Source organism: Pantoea sp. C1E2 (assembly GCF_056491465.1).
Map to the genome: position 1 here is coordinate 1,479,204 of NZ_JBSZHT010000002.1, position 16,463 is coordinate 1,495,666.

A 16,463-nucleotide genomic window follows, 5' to 3' on the forward strand; every position below is an offset into this window, starting at 1 on the left:
CCTCAACAACATTTCACGCCCCAGACGGCCGGATTTCTAATCAATGCGCCGCCGCTTTCACCCTTTTGCGATTTACTCCGCTTTCGACACGGCAAATATGACAGAACAGCTAAACTTACTATCAGCTATTCCCGCGGAAAGGAGAACAAAATGAATAACGTGGCGCAGGAGTATCGTGCAACGATAGCGGCATTAACCCAACGGCTGGAGCAGGGCGAGCGCGATGTCGATGCGCTGGTCGCCGAGGCGCGGCAGGATTTAGTCGCAAAAAATACGCTGACCTCATCTGAAGTGAATGAGGTGATGCGGGCGGTCAGGCGCGATTTACATGAGTTTGCGCTGAGCTACCAGGAATCCTCAGATGTGCTCGGCGATTCGGTGTTTCTGCGGGTAATCCGCGAAAGCGTGTGGAAAGAGCTGGCGGATATCACCGACAAAAGTCAGCTTGAGTGGCGCGAAGTGTTTCAGGATTTGCGCCATCATGGCGTTTATCAGAGCGGTGAAGTGGTGGGGTTAGGGAATCTGGTGTGTGAGAAGTGTGGATTCACGCGTGCGATTTACACCCCGGAGAGCCTGACGCGTTGCCCGGAATGCGGGCACGATCATTTCCAGCGTCAGCCTTTTGAGCCTTAATATTTTGCCATCAGCGCGATGAACCGCGCCGCGACAATCGTGCATTGTTGATGAACAACAGGCACATTGTTGTCGCGGCGCATTTATCACACTAATTAATGCAGGATCTTGGCGAGGAAGTCTTTCGCACGGTCAGACTGCGGATTATTGAAGAAGTCATCCTTATTGGTGTCTTCAACAATTTTCCCTTCGTCCATAAAGATCACGCGATTAGCTACTTTGCGCGCAAAGCCCATCTCGTGCGTGACCACCATCATGGTCATGCCTTCGTTCGCCAGCTCAACCATCACGTCCAGTACTTCGTTGATCATCTCTGGGTCGAGCGCTGAGGTCGGTTCATCGAACAACATGGCAATCGGATCCATGCACAACGCACGGGCAATCGCCACGCGCTGCTGCTGGCCGCCAGAAAGCTGTCCAGGGAACTTCTCAGCATGTGCAGCCAGACCAACACGCGTCAGCAGCTTGAGGCCTTTCTCACGTGCAGCGGCTTTATCACGCTTCAACACTTTCACCTGCGCCAGCACCAGATTATCGACAATGCTCAGATGCGGGAACAGTTCGAAGTGCTGGAACACCATGCCGACCTTGCTGCGCAGTTGCGCCAGGTTGGTTTTCTTGTTGTTCACTTCGGTACCGTTAACCTGAATGCTGCCTTCCTGCACCGGTTCCAGACCGTTCACGGTTTTGATCAGCGTAGACTTACCTGAGCCAGACGGACCGCAAACCACCACCACTTCACCTTTTTTCACTTCGGTGGAGCAGTTGGTCAGCACCTGAAAGTGACCATACCACTTAGAAACATTTTTCAGGCTAATCATTTAAACCGTCCTCTTTCTTTTCAGATAGCTAACCAACAGCGAAGCGCTCAGGCTGATCACGAAGTAGACCAGACCGGCAAACAGAACCATTTCAACCTGGGTACCGTCACGTTCGCCAATGGTGGAGGCAGTGCGGAAGAAGTCAGCCAGGCTCAAGACATACACCAGCGAGGTATCCTGGAACAATACGATGCCCTGCGTCAGCAGCAGCGGCACCATAGCGCGGAACGCCTGCGGCAGCATGATCAGTTGCATCGACTGCCAGTGCGTCATACCCAGCGCCAATGCAGCATGCGACTGCCCACGCGAGATACTCTGAATACCGGCACGGATGATTTCCGAGTAGTAGGCCGCTTCAAACAGGGCAAAAGCGATCATGGCAGAAATCAGGCGAATGTCGGTTTTAGGCGACAGTCCCAATACTTGTTGCAGTAATGCGGGCACCACCAGATAGAACCACAGCAGTACCATCACCAGCGGCACCGAGCGGAACAGGTTGACGTACAGCTTGGCGAACCAGCGAATCGGCGCGAACGGCGACAGACGCATCACCGCCAGAATGGTGCCCCAGATAATGCCGAACACCACCGCAACGGCGGTGATTTTGAAGGTAATGATCAGGCCGTTCCACAAATAGGGCAGGCTTGGAGGAATTGAACTCCAGTCAAAATCGTACATTATTTGCCTCCCAGATTGCCGGGCAGGCGAATTTTACGTTCTACCAAACTCATAATCAGCATGATCACCAGGTTGATGCCTACATAAGCCAGGGTGATGGCGGTGAAAGATTCATAGGCGTGTGCCGAGTAGTCGAGCAACTTACCGGCCTGCGCCGCCATATCCACCAGACCAATGGTCGAAGCGATGGCCGAGTTTTTCACCAGGTTCAGCATTTCCGAGGTCATCGGCGGCACAATCACGCGGTAGGCATTAGGCAGCAATACGTAGCGATAGGTTTGTGGCAGCGTGAGGCCGACCGCCAGACCCGCATTTTTCTGACCGCGCGGCAGGGATTGAATCGCGGCACGAACCTGTTCACACACGCGGGCTGCAGTAAACAAGCCCAGGCAAATGGTCGAGGAAACAAAGAACTGAATATTAGGATCCAGCTCGGCTTTGAACCACATCCCCAGTTTCTCACCAACCAGTTCTGGTGCTACCAGATACCAGAAGAAGAACTGGACGATCAACGGGATATTACGAAACAGCTCCACGTAGCAGGTGCCAATGGTCGACAGCAGTCGATTAGGCACGGTACGCAGAATGCCAAAGAAGGAACCTACCAGGAAGGCGATAATCCAGGCGCAGCAGGAAACCGCAATGGTTACCTGAAATCCGGACCACAGCCAGCCAAGGTAAGTCGTATTGCCGAACGGGGCCTGTTGTAAAAAGATGCCCCAGTTCCAATCGATACCCATAACGAGCTCCGGTAAAAAAAGGGTAGCGAGGCTACCCATAAGATTGTTGAGCGGTGTCTTGCTGACTGTTTCAGGGGAACGGCCTGTTACAGTTTGTCTGTCCGCACCGCGTGTTCAGCAATCGAGAGGGCAGCAGAACTGCCCTTGTTGTCGTTGTTAATTCAGAGTGCTTTATCGTTTGGTGCTTTGAACAGCGCTTGCATGTCAGATGACAGCTCGAAGTTCATGTTCAGATTCTTTGGTGGAATCGGCTGTTTGAACCAGGTTTCAAACCATTTGCCCGCTTCGCCTGAGGTCTGCGCTTTGGCAATGGTGTCATCCATCAGCTGTTTGAACTGCGGATCTTCTTTACGCAGCATGCAGCCGTAAGCTTCTTTTGACTGTGGAGTGCCGGTAATTTCCCAGTTGTCTGGTTTCTTGGCTTTCGCGCGCTCACCTGCCAGCAAGGCATCATCCATCATAAATGCCACGGCACGACCGGTTTCCAGCGTACGGAAAGAATCGCCATGGTCTTTGGCGCTGATGATGCGCATATCCATTTTCTTCTCGTCGTTCAGCTTGTGCAGCAGAACTTCAGAAGTGGTACCGGAGGTCACGACAACGGTTTTGCCTTTCAGGTCAGCGAAATCTTTGATGTCGCCGCCTTTTTTCACCAGCAGACGGGTACCGATGATGAAGACTGTGTCGGAGAAGGCCGCTTGTTGCTGGCGTTCCAGGTTATTGGTGGTAGAACCACATTCAAAATCGTAAGTGCCGTTCTGTAGCAGTGGAATACGGTTTTGAGAAGTGATCGGCAGCATTTTCACCTGCAGATCAGGCTTGTTCAGCTTGGCTTTGATCGCCGCCACGATGGCGTTGGAATAATCCTGCGAGTAGCCCACTACTTTTTGCTGGTTGTCGTAGTAAGAAAAGGGAACTGATGACTCACGATGCCCAACGACGATCACGCCGCTATCATTAATTTTTTTCAGGGTGCCGGTGAGATCTTCCGCCTGGGCCGCTCCCGCTGCTGCTCCCAACAGCAGAAGAGATAATGCCACTTTGCGTGTCTGCATGTTCCTACTCCTTTGAATGGATGTCGCGCAGAACATAAACTGCGCAGATTGTGATGTTGTGTGTATTTCGTGCTGCTTTTTTAGTTATCCCTTAGCGCAACTGCGCGCAGGATAGTGATTAACATAGCGAATTGTTAACGCAATGAAACAAAAAAGTTTGTTTTTTGCGAGCCGCTCCGCACCAATAAGAGGCAATAAAAAGCCATTGCGCCGTTTCGGTGCGTGTCAGTGCCAGATAGTAGTGCGTGAACATGGCATTACGCTGACAAACCGCTGATGTTTAGAAAACCACTGAAATAAATAGCAATGATCGTGCCAGCACGGTGGAATGCGCAAAAAAGCCAGCAGAGAATCTGGTAAAGCGTAGCCGAGGGGAGCGGAAAACAGCGCAAAAAAAAGGCGAAGTGAGCACTTCGCCTGTCAAAATGTGATCGGGGTGTCAGTGCCGGCGACGCATTATCGCCAGCACCAAGCCAATCAGCGTCAGAATCCACACCGGCCAGATGCCCGCTTTAGCATAAGGGGTTTCACCGGTGGTCGGAGTGACTTTGGCTTCCAGCACGTCACGCGTGAACTGCGGGATCTCTTTTTCAACATCACCGTTGGCATTTACCACCGCCGTGACGCCATTGTTCGTCGATCGCAACAGCGGACGGCCCAGCTCCAGCGCACGCATACGCGCCATCTGGAAGTGCTGCCACGGGCCGATGGAATGACCAAACCAGGCATCGTTGGACACGGTGAGCAGGAAGTTGGTGTCAGGACGGAAGTTGGCCCGCACTTGCTCACCCAACACAATCTCGTAGCAGATTGCGCTAGTGAGGTCATAACCCGCCACCTTTAACTGCGGTTGCACGTAGGCACCACGGCTGAACGATGACATTGGCAGGTCGAAGAATGGCGCCAGTGGACGCAGCAGGTCTTCCAGCGGCACAAACTCACCAAACGGCACCAGATGATTCTTCTGATAACGGTTGTGGCTTTGATAGCTGTAGGGCTGGTCACCACCTAAAACAATCACGGAGTTGTAATCGTGGTAACGGTTGTCGCCTTCAACACGCGAATCGACAATGCCGGTAATCAGCGTACTGCCGCGCGCGCGGAGTTCAGCATCCAGCGATTTCAGGAACGGCTGCTGGTTGCTTTCCAGGTCAGTGATGGCGGATTCTGGCCAGATGATGATCGGCGCTTTGCCCATGTAAGGCTGGCTGTAAGAGGTATACACGCGTAGCGTATTCAGCAACTGTTGCGGATCCCACTTCATGGATTGCGGGATGTTACCTTGCACCATGGCGATATCCACGCTGCGTTCCGGCAATGGCTGATACCACTGCAACATGCGCAGCGGTAATGGCAGCACCAATAACACGACTGCCGCAATCAGGCTTTTCACCGTGCGGTGGTAAAGCGCATGCACCAGCAGACCGGCGATCACCATCATCAGGAAAGTGATGGTCTCAACGCCCGCCAGCGGTGCAAGACCTTTGAGCGGGCCATCGATCTGGCTATAGCCGAACTGCAGCCACGGGAATCCGGTGAGGATCCAGCCACGCAGGAATTCGCTGATTTGCCACAGTGCCGGTGCGGCCAGCACCAGACGCCATATAGATGCGCGCGGCCACAGGCGATTGAGCACCGCCGCAAATAGCATCGGATAGATGGCGAGGTAAGCGGCCAGCAATATCACCAGGAAGACGTTAACCGGGCCAGGCATACCGCCAAAGGTGGCGATGCTGACGTAAACCCAGTTAATGCCACTGCCGAACAGACCAAAGCCCCAGACGAAGCCAATGGCAGCAGCTTGTGGGCTGCGACGATCCAGCAGCAACAGCTGCAGACCCGCCAGGGAAACTAATGCGGCAGGCCAAAAATCGTAGGGAGAAAAGGAAAGGGTGCCAACGGCACCCGTAATCAAAGCCAGCAGCAGGCGAACCCGCTGCTGCGAGTAGAGAGAGGCTAATGCCATATAATTATTCGTCTTCGAGTTGCGGTTGTGGAGAATCTTCCGGAATTTTCACATGCACCTGGATGATACGGCGGCTGTCGGCCATCGCGACTTTGAATTGGTAACCATCAATGTCGATACTTTCACCGCGCGCGGGAAGGTGGCCGAATCCCTGCATCACCAGACCGCCAATGGTATCCACTTCGTCATCACTGAAGCTGGTACCAAATACCTCGTTAAAATCTTCGATAGGCGCAAGCGCACGCACTGTGTAGGTGTGGCGATTCAACTGACGGATATCACGATCTTCCTCATCGTCATACTCATCTTCAATTTCGCCGACAATCAATTCGAGGATGTCTTCAATCGTCACCAGTCCGGAAACGCCGCCGAATTCGTCAATGACGATCGCCATATGATAGCGCTGGGAACGGAACTCTTTCAGCATGCGGTCGACACGCTTACTTTCAGGCACCACCACGGCGGTGCGCAGCACTTTCTCAATGCTGAAAGGCTCAGACGCGCTGCTCATAAACGGCAGCAGGTCTTTGGCCATCAAAATGCCTTCGACGTGGTCTTTATCTTCGCTGATCACCGGGAAGCGTGAGTGGGCGGAATCAATAATGACCGCAAGGCACTCTTCAAGGCTTTGGTTGCGTTTAAGGGTGATCATCTGGGAGCGCGGGATCATGATGTCACGCACGCGCTGCTCGGCAATATCCAGTACCCCTTCGAGCATGTCGCGGGTATCCTGGTCGATCAGCTCTTTTTGCTCAGAATCGCGGATCAGTCCCAGTAGCTCATCACGGTTTTTAGGTTCACCGTGAAAAAGTTGGTTAATTAACAGGGAGAAAAATCCCTTTTTACTACTGGGTGCGTCGCTGTTTTGAGAATGGTCGTCGCTCATGGCGTTTTTATTTCGTTCTCTCTGGTGAGGGAAAGTAACTGCTGGCATCCGCGCCAGCAGCGCAATAACCTGAACCTAATGGGCTCAGGCGTCTTCTTTCTCCGAAATGTACGGGTCAGGATAACCAAGAGCAAGCATTATCTCGGTCTCCAGCGCCTCCATTTCTTCGGCTTCTTCATCTTCAATATGGTCATAGCCCAGCAGATGTAGCGTGCCGTGGACCACCATATGTGCCCAGTGGGCTTCAACGGTTTTGCCTTGTTCTTCCGCTTCTTGCTCAACAACCTGACGACAAATAATCAGATCGCCCAGCAGTGGCAGTTCAATTCCCGGTGGCGCTTCAAACGGGAAAGAGAGCACGTTGGTCGGCTTATCTTTACCGCGATAAGTCAGATTAAGCTCATGGCTCTCTGCCTCATCCACCAGACGGATGGTCACTTCACTTTCCGGCTGGAAAGGCGTTACTGCGGCTTCAAGCCAGCGCTGGAAAGCGGTTTCGGCTGGCAGGCCATTTTCATCGGCACAAGCCAACTGTAGATCTAAAATCACCGCGCTCATGAAGGCTCCTGCGGGCTGGATGGGGTAGCAAGTTGAGTCGTCAGCGTTTCACGCTTGCGCTCTTCTGCCAGTTTGTCACGGCGTTTCTGGTCGGCTTCTTCCCATGCTTCATAAGCATTCACGATACGTGCGACAACCGGATGACGCACCACGTCTTCGCTGTGGAAAAAGTTAAAGCTGATTTCATCGACTTCCGCCAATACTTCAATGGCATGGCGCAGGCCGGATTTGGTGCTGCGCGGCAGGTCAATCTGCGTGACGTCACCGGTGATCACCGCTTTGGAGTTGAAGCCGATACGGGTCAGGAACATCTTCATCTGTTCGGTGGTGGTGTTCTGACTCTCATCGAGAATCACAAAGGCGTCATTGAGCGTTCGACCGCGCATATAAGCCAGCGGAGCCACTTCGATAACGTTGCGCTCCATCAGCTTTTCCACGCGCTCAAAGCCGAGCATTTCGAACAGGGCATCGTAGAGTGGACGCAGATAAGGATCGACTTTCTGGCTCAGGTCACCCGGGAGGAAGCCCAGTTTCTCACCGGCCTCAACCGCAGGACGCGTTAGCAGAATACGTCGAATTTCCTGACGTTCCAGTGCATCAACGGCAGCGGCAACCGCCAGATAGGTTTTACCGGTACCCGCAGGACCCACACCAAAGGTGATGTCATGGTCGAGGATGTTCGCCACGTACTGCGCCTGGTTTGGCGTACGAGGCTTAATCACACCGCGCTTGGTTTTGATGTGGATGGCTTTACCAAACTCCGGCACGCTTTCGGCGGTTTGCTCCAGTACACGGCTCTCTTTGATCGCCAGATGCACCTGGTCCGGTTCAATATCCGGGATTTGGCCACGCACAGGCGCGGTGCTCACGTACAGGTCGCGCAGAATATTGATGGCCGCGTCGACACTGAGCGATCGGCCCACCAGCTTGAAGTGATTGTCCCGGCGGTTGATTTCGACACCGAGACGTTTTTCCAGCTGCTTCACATTGTCATCAAACGGACCGCACAGGCTCATCAGTCGGCGGTTATCGGCCGGTTCAAGGGCGATTTCACGAGTTTCGATATTCAATTGAATCCTTTGGGTCACTCAGGGCCAGTTGAAGAAGATGTATCCAATGCTTCATCACAGAGATAAGCATCTATACGGAATTATTTATGGGGCAAGGCCCGGCTGCAAGTTGCAAAAGCGATATTTGGGCGTTGCAGGCGGAATGCAAGGGGTACGGGATGAAACAGGCGGCAGCACCTTGTGCACTGCCGCGCAAAGCGAGGGGGCATCAAGGCTGGTAAAGACCTACGCCGATGTCATTTTCGCGGCGTGTGCGGGCTATCACGGCATCGGGGCTGAGGCTGACGCGTAACGCCATTTCATCTTCGGTGCGGATCAGTTTGCCGCGCAGCGAGTTGGCATGAACATCGACAATTTCTACGTCAACAAACTTGCCGATCATCTCCACAGGCGCTTCGAAGTTTACCACGCGGTTGTTGTCGGTGCGTCCGGTCAACTCCATCACATTTTTACGTGAGATGCCTTCTATCAGCACACGCTGCGTGGTACCGAGCATGCGGCGGCTCCAGGCCATCGCCTGCTGATTGAGGCGATCCTGCAGAATATACAGGCGCTGCTTTTTCTCTTCTTCGGAAACATCGTCAGGCAAATCAGCGGCAGGGGTTCCCGGACGTGCCGAATAGATGAAGCTGAAGCTGACATCGAAATTCACGTCGCCCACCAGTTTCATGGTCTGCTCAAAATCCTGCTGCGTTTCGCCAGGGAAACCAATGATGAAATCTGAACTCATCTGAATATCCGGGCGGGCTTTCTGTAGCTTGCGGATGATGGCTTTGTATTCCAGCGCGGTGTGCGCACGCTTCATCAGCGTCAGGATACGATCGGCACCGCTCTGTACCGGTAAGTGCAGGAAGCTCGCCAGCTCTGGCGTGTCCCGGTAGACATCGATAATGTCATCGGTGAATTCAATGGGATGGCTGGTGGTGAAACGAATGCGGTCGATGCCATCAATGGCCGCCACCAGACGCAACAGTTCCGCGAAGCTGCAGATTTGGTCATCAAAGGTCGAGCCGCGATAGGCATTAACGTTTTGACCCAGCAAGTTCACTTCTCGCACGCCCTGCGCGGCCAGCTGCGCAACTTCCAGCAGAATATCGTCACACGGACGGCTCACTTCCTCGCCGCGCGTATAAGGCACCACGCAGAAAGTACAATATTTGTTGCAGCCTTCCATAATGGACACAAAGGCAGTCGGGCCTTCTGCGCGCGGTTCCGGTAAGCGGTCAAATTTCTCGATTTCCGGGAAGCTGATGTCAATCACCGGGCTTTTCGTCCCGCGCACCTGATTAAGCATCTCTGGCAGGCGATGCAGCGTCTGTGGGCCAAACACAATATCCACGCAGTTGGCGCGTTCACGCAGACGTTCGCCTTCCTGCGAAGCGACACAGCCGCCGACGCCAATAATCACGTCAGGATTTATCGCTTTCAATTTCTTCCAGCGTCCTAACAGGGCGAAAACCTTCTCCTGCGCCTTCTCACGGATCGAGCAGGTGTTGAGCAGCAGTACGTCGGCCTCTTCAGCGTCCTCGGTCAGAGTGTAACCGTGCGTGCTGTTCAGCAGATCGGCCATCTTTGATGAATCGTACTCATTCATCTGACAGCCCCAGGTTTTAATATGCAGTTTTTTGGTCATCGAACTAGCCATTGATTCAGTGCAGGGAAGTGCAGGGCGCGTATTGTAATGCTTTGCTGCTGTTGTGACCAGCACAGCAGGGCCTGAGATTGTGCAGCCAATTTCCGGTACACTTTATCTATCAACGTGATGACGTGAGCAATCACGGCAAGCAGAAGGATTAGAGTCAATGCAGGATTCACATTTTGATGTGGTGGTGGTGGGTGGCGGCATGGTGGGCGCGGCGCTTGCCTGTGGCCTGGCACAGCAGCAATTTCGCGTGGCGGTGATTGAACGCGCCGAACCCACTGTGTTTGATGCCGCAAGCCCGCCCGATGTGCGCATTTCTGCTATCGGTGCTTCGTCGGTGGCACTGCTGCGTCAATTGAATGTGTGGGAGCGCGTAGAGGCGATGCGTTGTGCCCCTTACCGTAAACTCGAAACCTGGGAGTGGCAAAGTGCGCATGTGACCTTTGATGCTGCCTCGCTGGGCCTGCCAGAGCTGGGATATATGGTGGAAAACAGCGTGCTGCAACGTGCGTTATGGGAAAAGATGCAGGAAGAGGGCATCACGCTGATCTGTCCCGCCAGCCTGCAACAGCTTCAATCGCACAGTGGCGGCTGGCATGTTCAACTGGATAATGGCACCACGCTGGATACACGTCTGGTGGTCGGTGCTGATGGTGCTAACTCGCGCGTGCGCCAACTGGCGGGGATTGGGGTACGTGGCTGGCAATATGCCCAGTCCTGTATGCTGATCAGCGTCGAGTGCGAGCAGGAAGTGGGGGATTCGACCTGGCAGCAATTCACGCCAGAGGGACCTCGCGCGTTCCTGCCGCTGTTTGATCATCACGCCTCTTTGGTGTGGTATGACGCACCGGCGCGTATTCGCCAGCTACAGGCAATGCCATTGTCACAGCTTGAAAAAGAGATTCATGCCCACTTCCCGGCACGTTTAGGGCGGATTCGGGTGAAGAAGGCGGCCTCATTCCCGCTGGTGCGTCGCCACGCTTCGCGCTATGTCTTGCCAGGATTAGCGCTGGTAGGTGATGCGGCACACACCATCAATCCCCTCGCGGGACAGGGCGTGAATCTCGGCTATCGTGATGTTGATGCCTTAATCAATACACTGGTTGATGCGCGCAGCCAGGCTCAGTTGTGGTCATCTGATGCGGTGTTACAGCGTTATCATCGTCAACGCTATAAAGATAATTTGCTGATGCAGGGCGGAATGGATTTGTTCTATTTTGCCTTCAGCAATGCGCTTTCACCGTTGCGATTTGCGCGAAATCTGGCATTGATTGCGGCGGAGAATGCCGGAGCGTTGAAACGCAAGGCGCTGAAATACGCGTTGGGCTTGTAAGTGTCAGAGCGTCGCAAGGCGCTCTTTGCTTTACCCGGATGCAGAAAACAATAAAGCCCGCAAAAGCGGGCTTTATTGTGCAATTTGGCTGGGGTGCAGGGATTCGAACCCCGGAATGCTGGTATCAGAAACCAGAGCCTTACCGCTTGGCGACACCCCAATAATGCGTTTTCAAATTGTCTTTAATTGGCTGGGGTGCAGGGATTCGAACCCCGGAATGCTGGTATCAGAAACCAGAGCCTTACCGCTTGGCGACACCCCAATTAATGGTGTTACAAATTCTTCTTAAATATGGCTGGGGTGCAGGGATTCGAACCCCGGAATGCTGGTATCAGAAACCAGAGCCTTACCGCTTGGCGACACCCCAAAAATTTGGTGGCTACGACGGGATTTGAACCTGTGACCCCATCATTATGAGTGATGTGCTCTAACCAGCTGAGCTACGTAGCCTGAGTTTACTGCTTATTACTTCCGATAATGGCTGGGATACCTGGATTCGAACCAGGGAATGCCGGTATCAAAAACCGGTGCCTTACCGCTTGGCGATATCCCATCTGTCGACTCGTATCCACGAGTAAATATCGGATTGGCTGGGGTACCAGGATTCGAACCTGGGAATGCTGGTATCAAAAACCAGTGCCTTACCGCTTGGCGATACCCCATCCGGCTGCCGAGACTGAAATGGTGCGGGAGGCGAGACTTGAACTCGCACACCTTGCGGCGCTAGAACCTAAATCTAGTGCGTCTACCAATTTCGCCACTCCCGCGAAAAAAAAGATGGTGGCTACGACGGGATTTGAACCTGTGACCCCATCATTATGAGTGATGTGCTCTAACCAGCTGAGCTACGTAGCCATCTTTTTTCGCTAACCTTCATCGGCGTTGCGGGGCGCATTATGCGTATTGAGCTTTGTAGCGTCAACAAGTTTTTTGCCGTTTTTTGCCTTAAAACGCCTGTTTGACTGGCTTGTAACCAGGGTGGCGATTTATTCAGCAGTTTTCGATCGCAACATCGACGATAAAAACAAAAAGGGGCCTATTCAGACCCCTTATCCTACTCATTCACAAGCTTATTTGTAGGCGGACTGATGCACACCGACAGCACGACCTGAAGGGTCATCCATGTTCTTGAAGGCTTCATCCCATTCAATGGCTTTCGCTGAAGAACAGGCAACGGATGGACCGCCCGGTACACACTCTGCAGCGCTGGCAATCGGGAACAGCTCTTCAAAGATTTCGCGGTACAAATACGCTTCTTTCGAGTTCGGCGTGTTGTACGGGAAGCGGAAGTGCGCGGTAGACAACTGCTGATCGGTGACCTGCTTCGCGGCCACTTCTTTCAGGCTATCGATCCAGCTGTAGCCTACGCCATCCGAGAACTGCTCTTTCTGACGCCATGCGACGCTTTCCGGCAGGTAAGAAGAGAAGCATTCACGCAGAATGTGTTTTTCCATTTTGCCGTTGCTGCCGCACAGTTTGTCTTCCGGGTTGATGCGCATCGCCACATCGAGGAATTTCTTGTCGAGGAAGGGAACGCGTGCTTCAACGCCCCATGCCGACATCGCTTTGTTGGCACGCGCACAGTCAAACATGTGCAGGGCCAGCAGTTTGCGCACGTTCTCTTCGTGGAATTCCTGAGCGTTTGGCGCTTTGTGGAAGTACAGGTAGCCGCCAAACACTTCGTCCGCGCCTTCACCTGACAGCACCATTTTGATGCCCATCGCCTTGATTTTACGTGACATCAAGTACATTGGCGTGGAGGCACGAATCGTCGTGACGTCATAAGTTTCGATGTGGTAAATCACATCGCGAATCGCATCCAGACCTTCCTGCACGGTGAAGTGGATTTCATGGTGCACCGTACCCAGATGCTCAGCCACGGATTTAGCGGCTTTCAAATCTGGTGAACCTTCCAGACCGACAGCAAAGGAGTGCAGCTGTGGCCACCAGGCATCACTTTTATCTTCATCTTCAACACGTTTTGCGGCAAAGCGCTTGGTCACGGCAGAGATGATGGACGAGTCGAGGCCGCCAGACAGCAGCACGCCATAAGGCACGTCAGACATCAGATGGCTTTTCACTGACTCTTCCAGCGCATGCTTCAGGCCCGCAGCATCGGTGGTGTTCTCGGCAACCGCAGAGAAATCCATCCAGTCACGCTGCCAGTAACGACGAATTTCACCATCGCTGCTGCACAGGAAGCTTCCCGGTGGGAATTCTTTGATGGTGCGGCAAACCGGCACCAGCGCTTTCATTTCAGAGGCGACAAACAGGTTGCCGTGCTCATCGTTGCCCATGTACAGCGGGATAATCCCGATGTGGTCACGGCCAATCAGATATTGCTGTTTCACGCTGTCCCACAGAATAAAGGCGAACATGCCTTGCAGGTCATCAAGGAAATCGAGGCCTTTTTCCTGGTACAGCGCGAGGATTACTTCGCAGTCAGAACCAGTCTGGAACGCATAACGATCGCTCAGTTCAGCACGCAAAGCCTGATGGTTATAGATCTCGCCGTTCACGGCCAGTACGTGGGTGTGGTCAGCGTTGTACAGCGGCTGTGCACCGTTGTTAACGTCAACAATCGACAGGCGCTCATGCACCAGAATGGCTTTGTCATCGGCATACACGCCAGACCAATCCGGGCCACGGTGACGCATCAGACGGGAACACTCCAGCGCTTTCTTGCGCAGTTCAACAGGATCGGATTTCAGATCCAGCACACCAAAAATCGAACACATAACTGACTCCTGATCTCACCTTGCGGCGATGTTATTTCTACGTTTGTCCGGCAGCCTTGACTGCGTGATGTATAAGAAAATGCGCTATCTGGTGGTGTTAACGCAAGCAATATTGCGATCTTTTGATAAAAAGATTGTTGTGATGGCTTAAAAATTGAATTTTATCTAATTAAATGGCAATTAAATTAGATGATGTCTAATGAATTGGCGTTTTGGATGATTTCCTGTGCAATTACCGCTGCACAAAATCACCTTAAAGGGATGTAAAAACAAACGCCCCGCTCACACAGCGTGCGGGCAGGGCGATAAGTAAACGCGATAGTGAAGACTTAGAAGAGATCGATATCGGCTACTGAAGGATAAATCCAGTCTGGTCGGAACGGCATCGCATCAATGTCACTCAGCGTAGAAACCCCGGAGAGCACCAGGATGGTTTCCAGCCCGGCCTGGAAGCCAGCCAGAATATCGGTGCGCAGGTTATCACCGACAATCACGGTTTCTTCCGAATGGGCATGCATCTTATTCAACGCCGCGCGCATGATGTAAGGGCTCGGCTTGCCAACATAAAACGGCTTGCGACCGGAAATGGTTTCAATACCAGCACAGAGCGCGCCACAAGCCGGCACATAGCCGCGCGCATGCGTATCCGGGTTGGTGGCGATAAAGCGTGCGCCGCTAGCAACAAAGAACGCAGCCTTGTGCATCATTTCCCAGTTGAACGAGCGCGTCTCGCCGACGATGACGAAATCGGGGTTCACATCAGTGATGGTGAATCCCGCCTTATACAATTCGTGGATCAATGCACCTTCGCCAATCACATAGGCTTTTTTGCCTTCCTGACGGCGCAGGAAATCGGCGGTTGCCATGGCGGAGGTATAGAACACCGAATCCGGCACCTCAACGCCTGCATTGGCAAAGCGATTCGCCAGATCCTGGGCAGTTTGCGACGGATAGTTAGTCAGCACTACCAGCGGCATCTCTTTTTCGAGAATGCGCTGCAGAAACTCATTCGCGCCTTTCACGGCAGTATTGTCGTGCATCAACACGCCGTCGATGTCACAGATTACGCTTTTGATGGTCATATTGGCTTCCGGTCGGGCCCGCCAGACGGCAGGCTTCAGTTATTCTTCCAGCAGATGCTGCAGCAAAATACCATTCAGCATCGCGCGTTTTGCCAGGGCAAAGGCGCCAATCGCTGAGCGATGATCCAGTTCAGAGCGCACCACCGGCAGATTTTTACGGAACGCGTTCAGCGCCTGGGTATTAATGCAGCCTTCAATCGCCGGGAACAGGACTTTATCTGCGTCGGTGATTTCCCCCGCCAACACCACCTTTTGCGGATTGAACAGGTTAATGGCAATCGCAATCGCTTTCCCGAGGTAGCGACCAACGTACTCGATTACTTCGCACGCCAGCGCATCGCCATGATTGGCGGCGCGACAAATTTGCGGCATCAGGCAATTATCCAGCGTCAGCGTGCTTGGGTAGCCCTGATTGAGCAGATGGCGCACGCGATTTTCAATCGCGCCGTTAGCCGCGATGGTTTCCAGACAGCCAAAGTTGCCGCAATGGCAGCGTTCGCCCAAAGGGTCGACCTGGATATGACCAATCTCGCCGACGTTGCCGTTACTGCCGAGGAAAATATGGCCATTGGCGATGATCCCCGCGCCGGTACCGCGATGTAAACGCACCAGAATGGAGTCTGCGCAATCGCGACTTGCACCGAAATAGTGCTCCGCCAGCGCCAGACTGCGGATATCGTGGCCAACAAAGCTGGTGACGTTGAAGCGTTTTTGCAGGCTGGACACCAGTGGCCAGTGGCTCACGGTGATATGCGGCATATAGCGAATAATGCCATTAATCGGGTCTACCAGGCCTGGCAGAATCACCGCAATCGCAATCAGCTCATGAATTTTGCGTTGATGCGCCGCCATAAATGCCGTGATGGCATTGAACAACGCATTCTCCAGCGTTTCCTGGGTGCGCTCAGGCAGCGGATAGTCTTCCTGCGCCAGCGATTTGCCGCTCAGGTCAAACAACGTCAGCGTGGCATCATTGCGCCCTAAGCGAACGCCGATGGTATGAAAGTGACGGGTTTCGGTAATGATGGAAATGGCGCGGCGACCACCGGTAGAGGCTTGTTGCTCTACCTCTTTGATCAGGCCGCGCTCAATAAGCTGGCGGGTAATTTTCGTGACGCTGGCGGGCGCAAGCTGGCTGAGATCGGCAATCTGTATACGCGATATCGGCCCTTGTTGATCAATTAGCCGATAAACGGCTGCACTATTGAGTTGTTTGACAAGATCGACATTTCCTATTTGAGTCTGGCCGCCAGTGGTCATT

14 protein-coding genes and 8 tRNA genes are annotated in these 16,463 nt (G+C 53.4%); 2 read left to right on the forward strand and 20 right to left on the reverse strand.

All coding sequences use genetic code 11. The features are described 5' to 3' along the window. The first annotated feature begins 150 nt into the window (after positions 1-150). A complete protein-coding gene (locus ACXI0A_RS07165) occupies positions 151-633 on the forward strand; it encodes a zinc ribbon-containing protein (RefSeq protein ID WP_476149631.1) in 483 nt (160 codons plus the stop codon). Between the two features lie 95 nt (positions 634-728). On the opposite strand, the gene ACXI0A_RS07170 is transcribed toward ACXI0A_RS07165, so the two are convergent. From ACXI0A_RS07170 to miaB, 9 genes are all read right to left on the reverse strand, one after another. Beyond that, on the reverse strand, positions 729-1,454 hold the full coding sequence (locus tag ACXI0A_RS07170; RefSeq protein WP_038648298.1) for an amino acid ABC transporter ATP-binding protein: 726 nt from the start codon (positions 1,452-1,454) through the stop codon (positions 729-731). Further along, positions 1,455-2,132 carry a glutamate/aspartate ABC transporter permease GltK gene (gltK, locus tag ACXI0A_RS07175; RefSeq protein WP_476149629.1) on the reverse strand — a complete coding sequence of 226 codons (678 nt, stop codon included), beginning with the start codon at positions 2,130-2,132 and terminating at the stop codon, positions 1,455-1,457. It lies immediately after the preceding gene. Further along, entirely contained in the window at positions 2,132-2,872 is a 741-nt protein-coding gene (locus ACXI0A_RS07180) for an ABC transporter permease subunit (RefSeq protein WP_476149627.1), read from the reverse strand. Before ACXI0A_RS07180 ends, gltK begins: the two co-directional genes overlap by 1 nt. A gap of 161 nt (positions 2,873-3,033) precedes the next feature. After that, complete coding sequence (locus ACXI0A_RS07185; protein ID WP_224930109.1) at positions 3,034-3,927, reverse strand: glutamate/aspartate ABC transporter substrate-binding protein; 894 nt, start codon at positions 3,925-3,927, stop codon at positions 3,034-3,036. A 439-nt stretch (positions 3,928-4,366) separates the two neighbouring features. Continuing rightward, entirely contained in the window at positions 4,367-5,893 is a 1,527-nt protein-coding gene (gene lnt / locus ACXI0A_RS07190; RefSeq protein ID WP_476149626.1) for an apolipoprotein N-acyltransferase, read from the reverse strand. Positions 5,894-5,897: 4 nt separating this feature from the next. Next, positions 5,898-6,779, reverse strand: coding sequence for a CNNM family magnesium/cobalt transport protein CorC (gene corC / locus ACXI0A_RS07195; RefSeq protein ID WP_034829075.1), 882 nt, complete (start codon positions 6,777-6,779; stop codon positions 5,898-5,900). A gap of 84 nt (positions 6,780-6,863) precedes the next feature. Next, positions 6,864-7,337, reverse strand: coding sequence for an rRNA maturation RNase YbeY (gene ybeY / locus ACXI0A_RS07200; protein WP_224930103.1), 474 nt, complete (start codon positions 7,335-7,337; stop codon positions 6,864-6,866). Continuing rightward, positions 7,334-8,407, reverse strand: a complete 1,074-nt coding sequence (locus tag ACXI0A_RS07205) for a PhoH family protein (protein ID WP_476149624.1) — start codon at positions 8,405-8,407, stop codon at positions 7,334-7,336. The genes ybeY and ACXI0A_RS07205 overlap by 4 nt, the downstream gene beginning before the upstream one ends. 208 nt (positions 8,408-8,615) lie before the next feature. After that, positions 8,616-10,040, reverse strand: coding sequence for a tRNA (N6-isopentenyl adenosine(37)-C2)-methylthiotransferase MiaB (gene miaB, locus ACXI0A_RS07210; protein ID WP_476149622.1), 1,425 nt, complete (start codon positions 10,038-10,040; stop codon positions 8,616-8,618). Positions 10,041-10,209: 169 nt separating this feature from the next. On the opposite strand from miaB, the gene ubiF reads away from it, so the two are divergent. Continuing rightward, entirely contained in the window at positions 10,210-11,382 is a 1,173-nt protein-coding gene (gene ubiF / locus ACXI0A_RS07215) for a 3-demethoxyubiquinol 3-hydroxylase (RefSeq protein WP_476149621.1), read from the forward strand. 85 nt (positions 11,383-11,467) lie between these two features. On the opposite strand, the gene ACXI0A_RS07220 is transcribed toward ubiF, so the two are convergent. The 11 genes from ACXI0A_RS07220 to nagC form a co-directional block, all read right to left on the reverse strand. Further along, a tRNA-Gln gene (locus tag ACXI0A_RS07220) sits at positions 11,468-11,542 on the reverse strand. A gap of 27 nt (positions 11,543-11,569) precedes the next feature. Further along, a tRNA-Gln gene (locus ACXI0A_RS07225) sits at positions 11,570-11,644 on the reverse strand. Positions 11,645-11,674: 30 nt separating this feature from the next. Further along, positions 11,675-11,749 (reverse strand) — tRNA-Gln (locus tag ACXI0A_RS07230). A gap of 6 nt (positions 11,750-11,755) precedes the next feature. Continuing rightward, a tRNA-Met gene (locus ACXI0A_RS07235) sits at positions 11,756-11,832 on the reverse strand. 28 nt (positions 11,833-11,860) lie between these two features. After that, positions 11,861-11,935, reverse strand: a tRNA-Gln gene (locus ACXI0A_RS07240). Positions 11,936-11,969: 34 nt separating this feature from the next. After that, positions 11,970-12,044 (reverse strand) — tRNA-Gln (locus tag ACXI0A_RS07245). Positions 12,045-12,064: 20 nt separating this feature from the next. After that, positions 12,065-12,149: transfer RNA gene (locus ACXI0A_RS07250), tRNA-Leu, on the reverse strand. 11 nt (positions 12,150-12,160) lie between these two features. Next, a tRNA-Met gene (locus ACXI0A_RS07255) sits at positions 12,161-12,237 on the reverse strand. A gap of 215 nt (positions 12,238-12,452) precedes the next feature. Continuing rightward, positions 12,453-14,120, reverse strand: a complete 1,668-nt coding sequence (gene asnB, locus ACXI0A_RS07260) for an asparagine synthase B (protein ID WP_224930091.1) — start codon at positions 14,118-14,120, stop codon at positions 12,453-12,455. A 329-nt stretch (positions 14,121-14,449) separates the two neighbouring features. After that, a complete protein-coding gene (locus ACXI0A_RS07265; protein ID WP_100702388.1) occupies positions 14,450-15,202 on the reverse strand; it encodes an HAD-IIA family hydrolase in 753 nt (250 codons plus the stop codon). Between the two features lie 39 nt (positions 15,203-15,241). Next, a complete protein-coding gene (gene nagC / locus ACXI0A_RS07270) occupies positions 15,242-16,462 on the reverse strand; it encodes a DNA-binding transcriptional regulator NagC (RefSeq protein WP_476149620.1) in 1,221 nt (406 codons plus the stop codon). Position 16,463 lies beyond the last annotated feature (1 nt).

What these genes read in the sequence shown, in the direction of transcription:
- ACXI0A_RS07165 (WP_476149631.1), top strand. Translation starts at nt 151, where the DNA reads ATGAATAACGTGGCGCAGGAGTATCGTGCAACGATAGCGGCATTAACC.
- ACXI0A_RS07170 (WP_038648298.1), bottom strand. Translation starts at nt 1,454, where the DNA reads ATGATTAGCCTGAAAAATGTTTCTAAGTGGTATGGTCACTTTCAGGTG.
- gltK (WP_476149629.1), bottom strand. Translation starts at nt 2,132, where the DNA reads ATGTACGATTTTGACTGGAGTTCAATTCCTCCAAGCCTGCCCTATTTG.
- ACXI0A_RS07180 (WP_476149627.1), bottom strand. Translation starts at nt 2,872, where the DNA reads ATGGGTATCGATTGGAACTGGGGCATCTTTTTACAACAGGCCCCGTTC.
- ACXI0A_RS07185 (WP_224930109.1), bottom strand. Translation starts at nt 3,927, where the DNA reads ATGCAGACACGCAAAGTGGCATTATCTCTTCTGCTGTTGGGAGCAGCA.
- lnt (WP_476149626.1), bottom strand. Translation starts at nt 5,893, where the DNA reads ATGGCATTAGCCTCTCTCTACTCGCAGCAGCGGGTTCGCCTGCTGCTG.
- corC (WP_034829075.1), bottom strand. Translation starts at nt 6,779, where the DNA reads ATGAGCGACGACCATTCTCAAAACAGCGACGCACCCAGTAGTAAAAAG.
- ybeY (WP_224930103.1), bottom strand. Translation starts at nt 7,337, where the DNA reads ATGAGCGCGGTGATTTTAGATCTACAGTTGGCTTGTGCCGATGAAAAT.
- miaB (WP_476149622.1), bottom strand. Translation starts at nt 10,040, where the DNA reads ATGACCAAAAAACTGCATATTAAAACCTGGGGCTGTCAGATGAATGAG.
- ubiF (WP_476149621.1), top strand. Translation starts at nt 10,210, where the DNA reads ATGCAGGATTCACATTTTGATGTGGTGGTGGTGGGTGGCGGCATGGTG.
- asnB (WP_224930091.1), bottom strand. Translation starts at nt 14,120, where the DNA reads ATGTGTTCGATTTTTGGTGTGCTGGATCTGAAATCCGATCCTGTTGAA.
- ACXI0A_RS07265 (WP_100702388.1), bottom strand. Translation starts at nt 15,202, where the DNA reads ATGACCATCAAAAGCGTAATCTGTGACATCGACGGCGTGTTGATGCAC.
- nagC (WP_476149620.1), bottom strand. Translation starts at nt 16,462, where the DNA reads ATGACCACTGGCGGCCAGACTCAAATAGGAAATGTCGATCTTGTCAAA.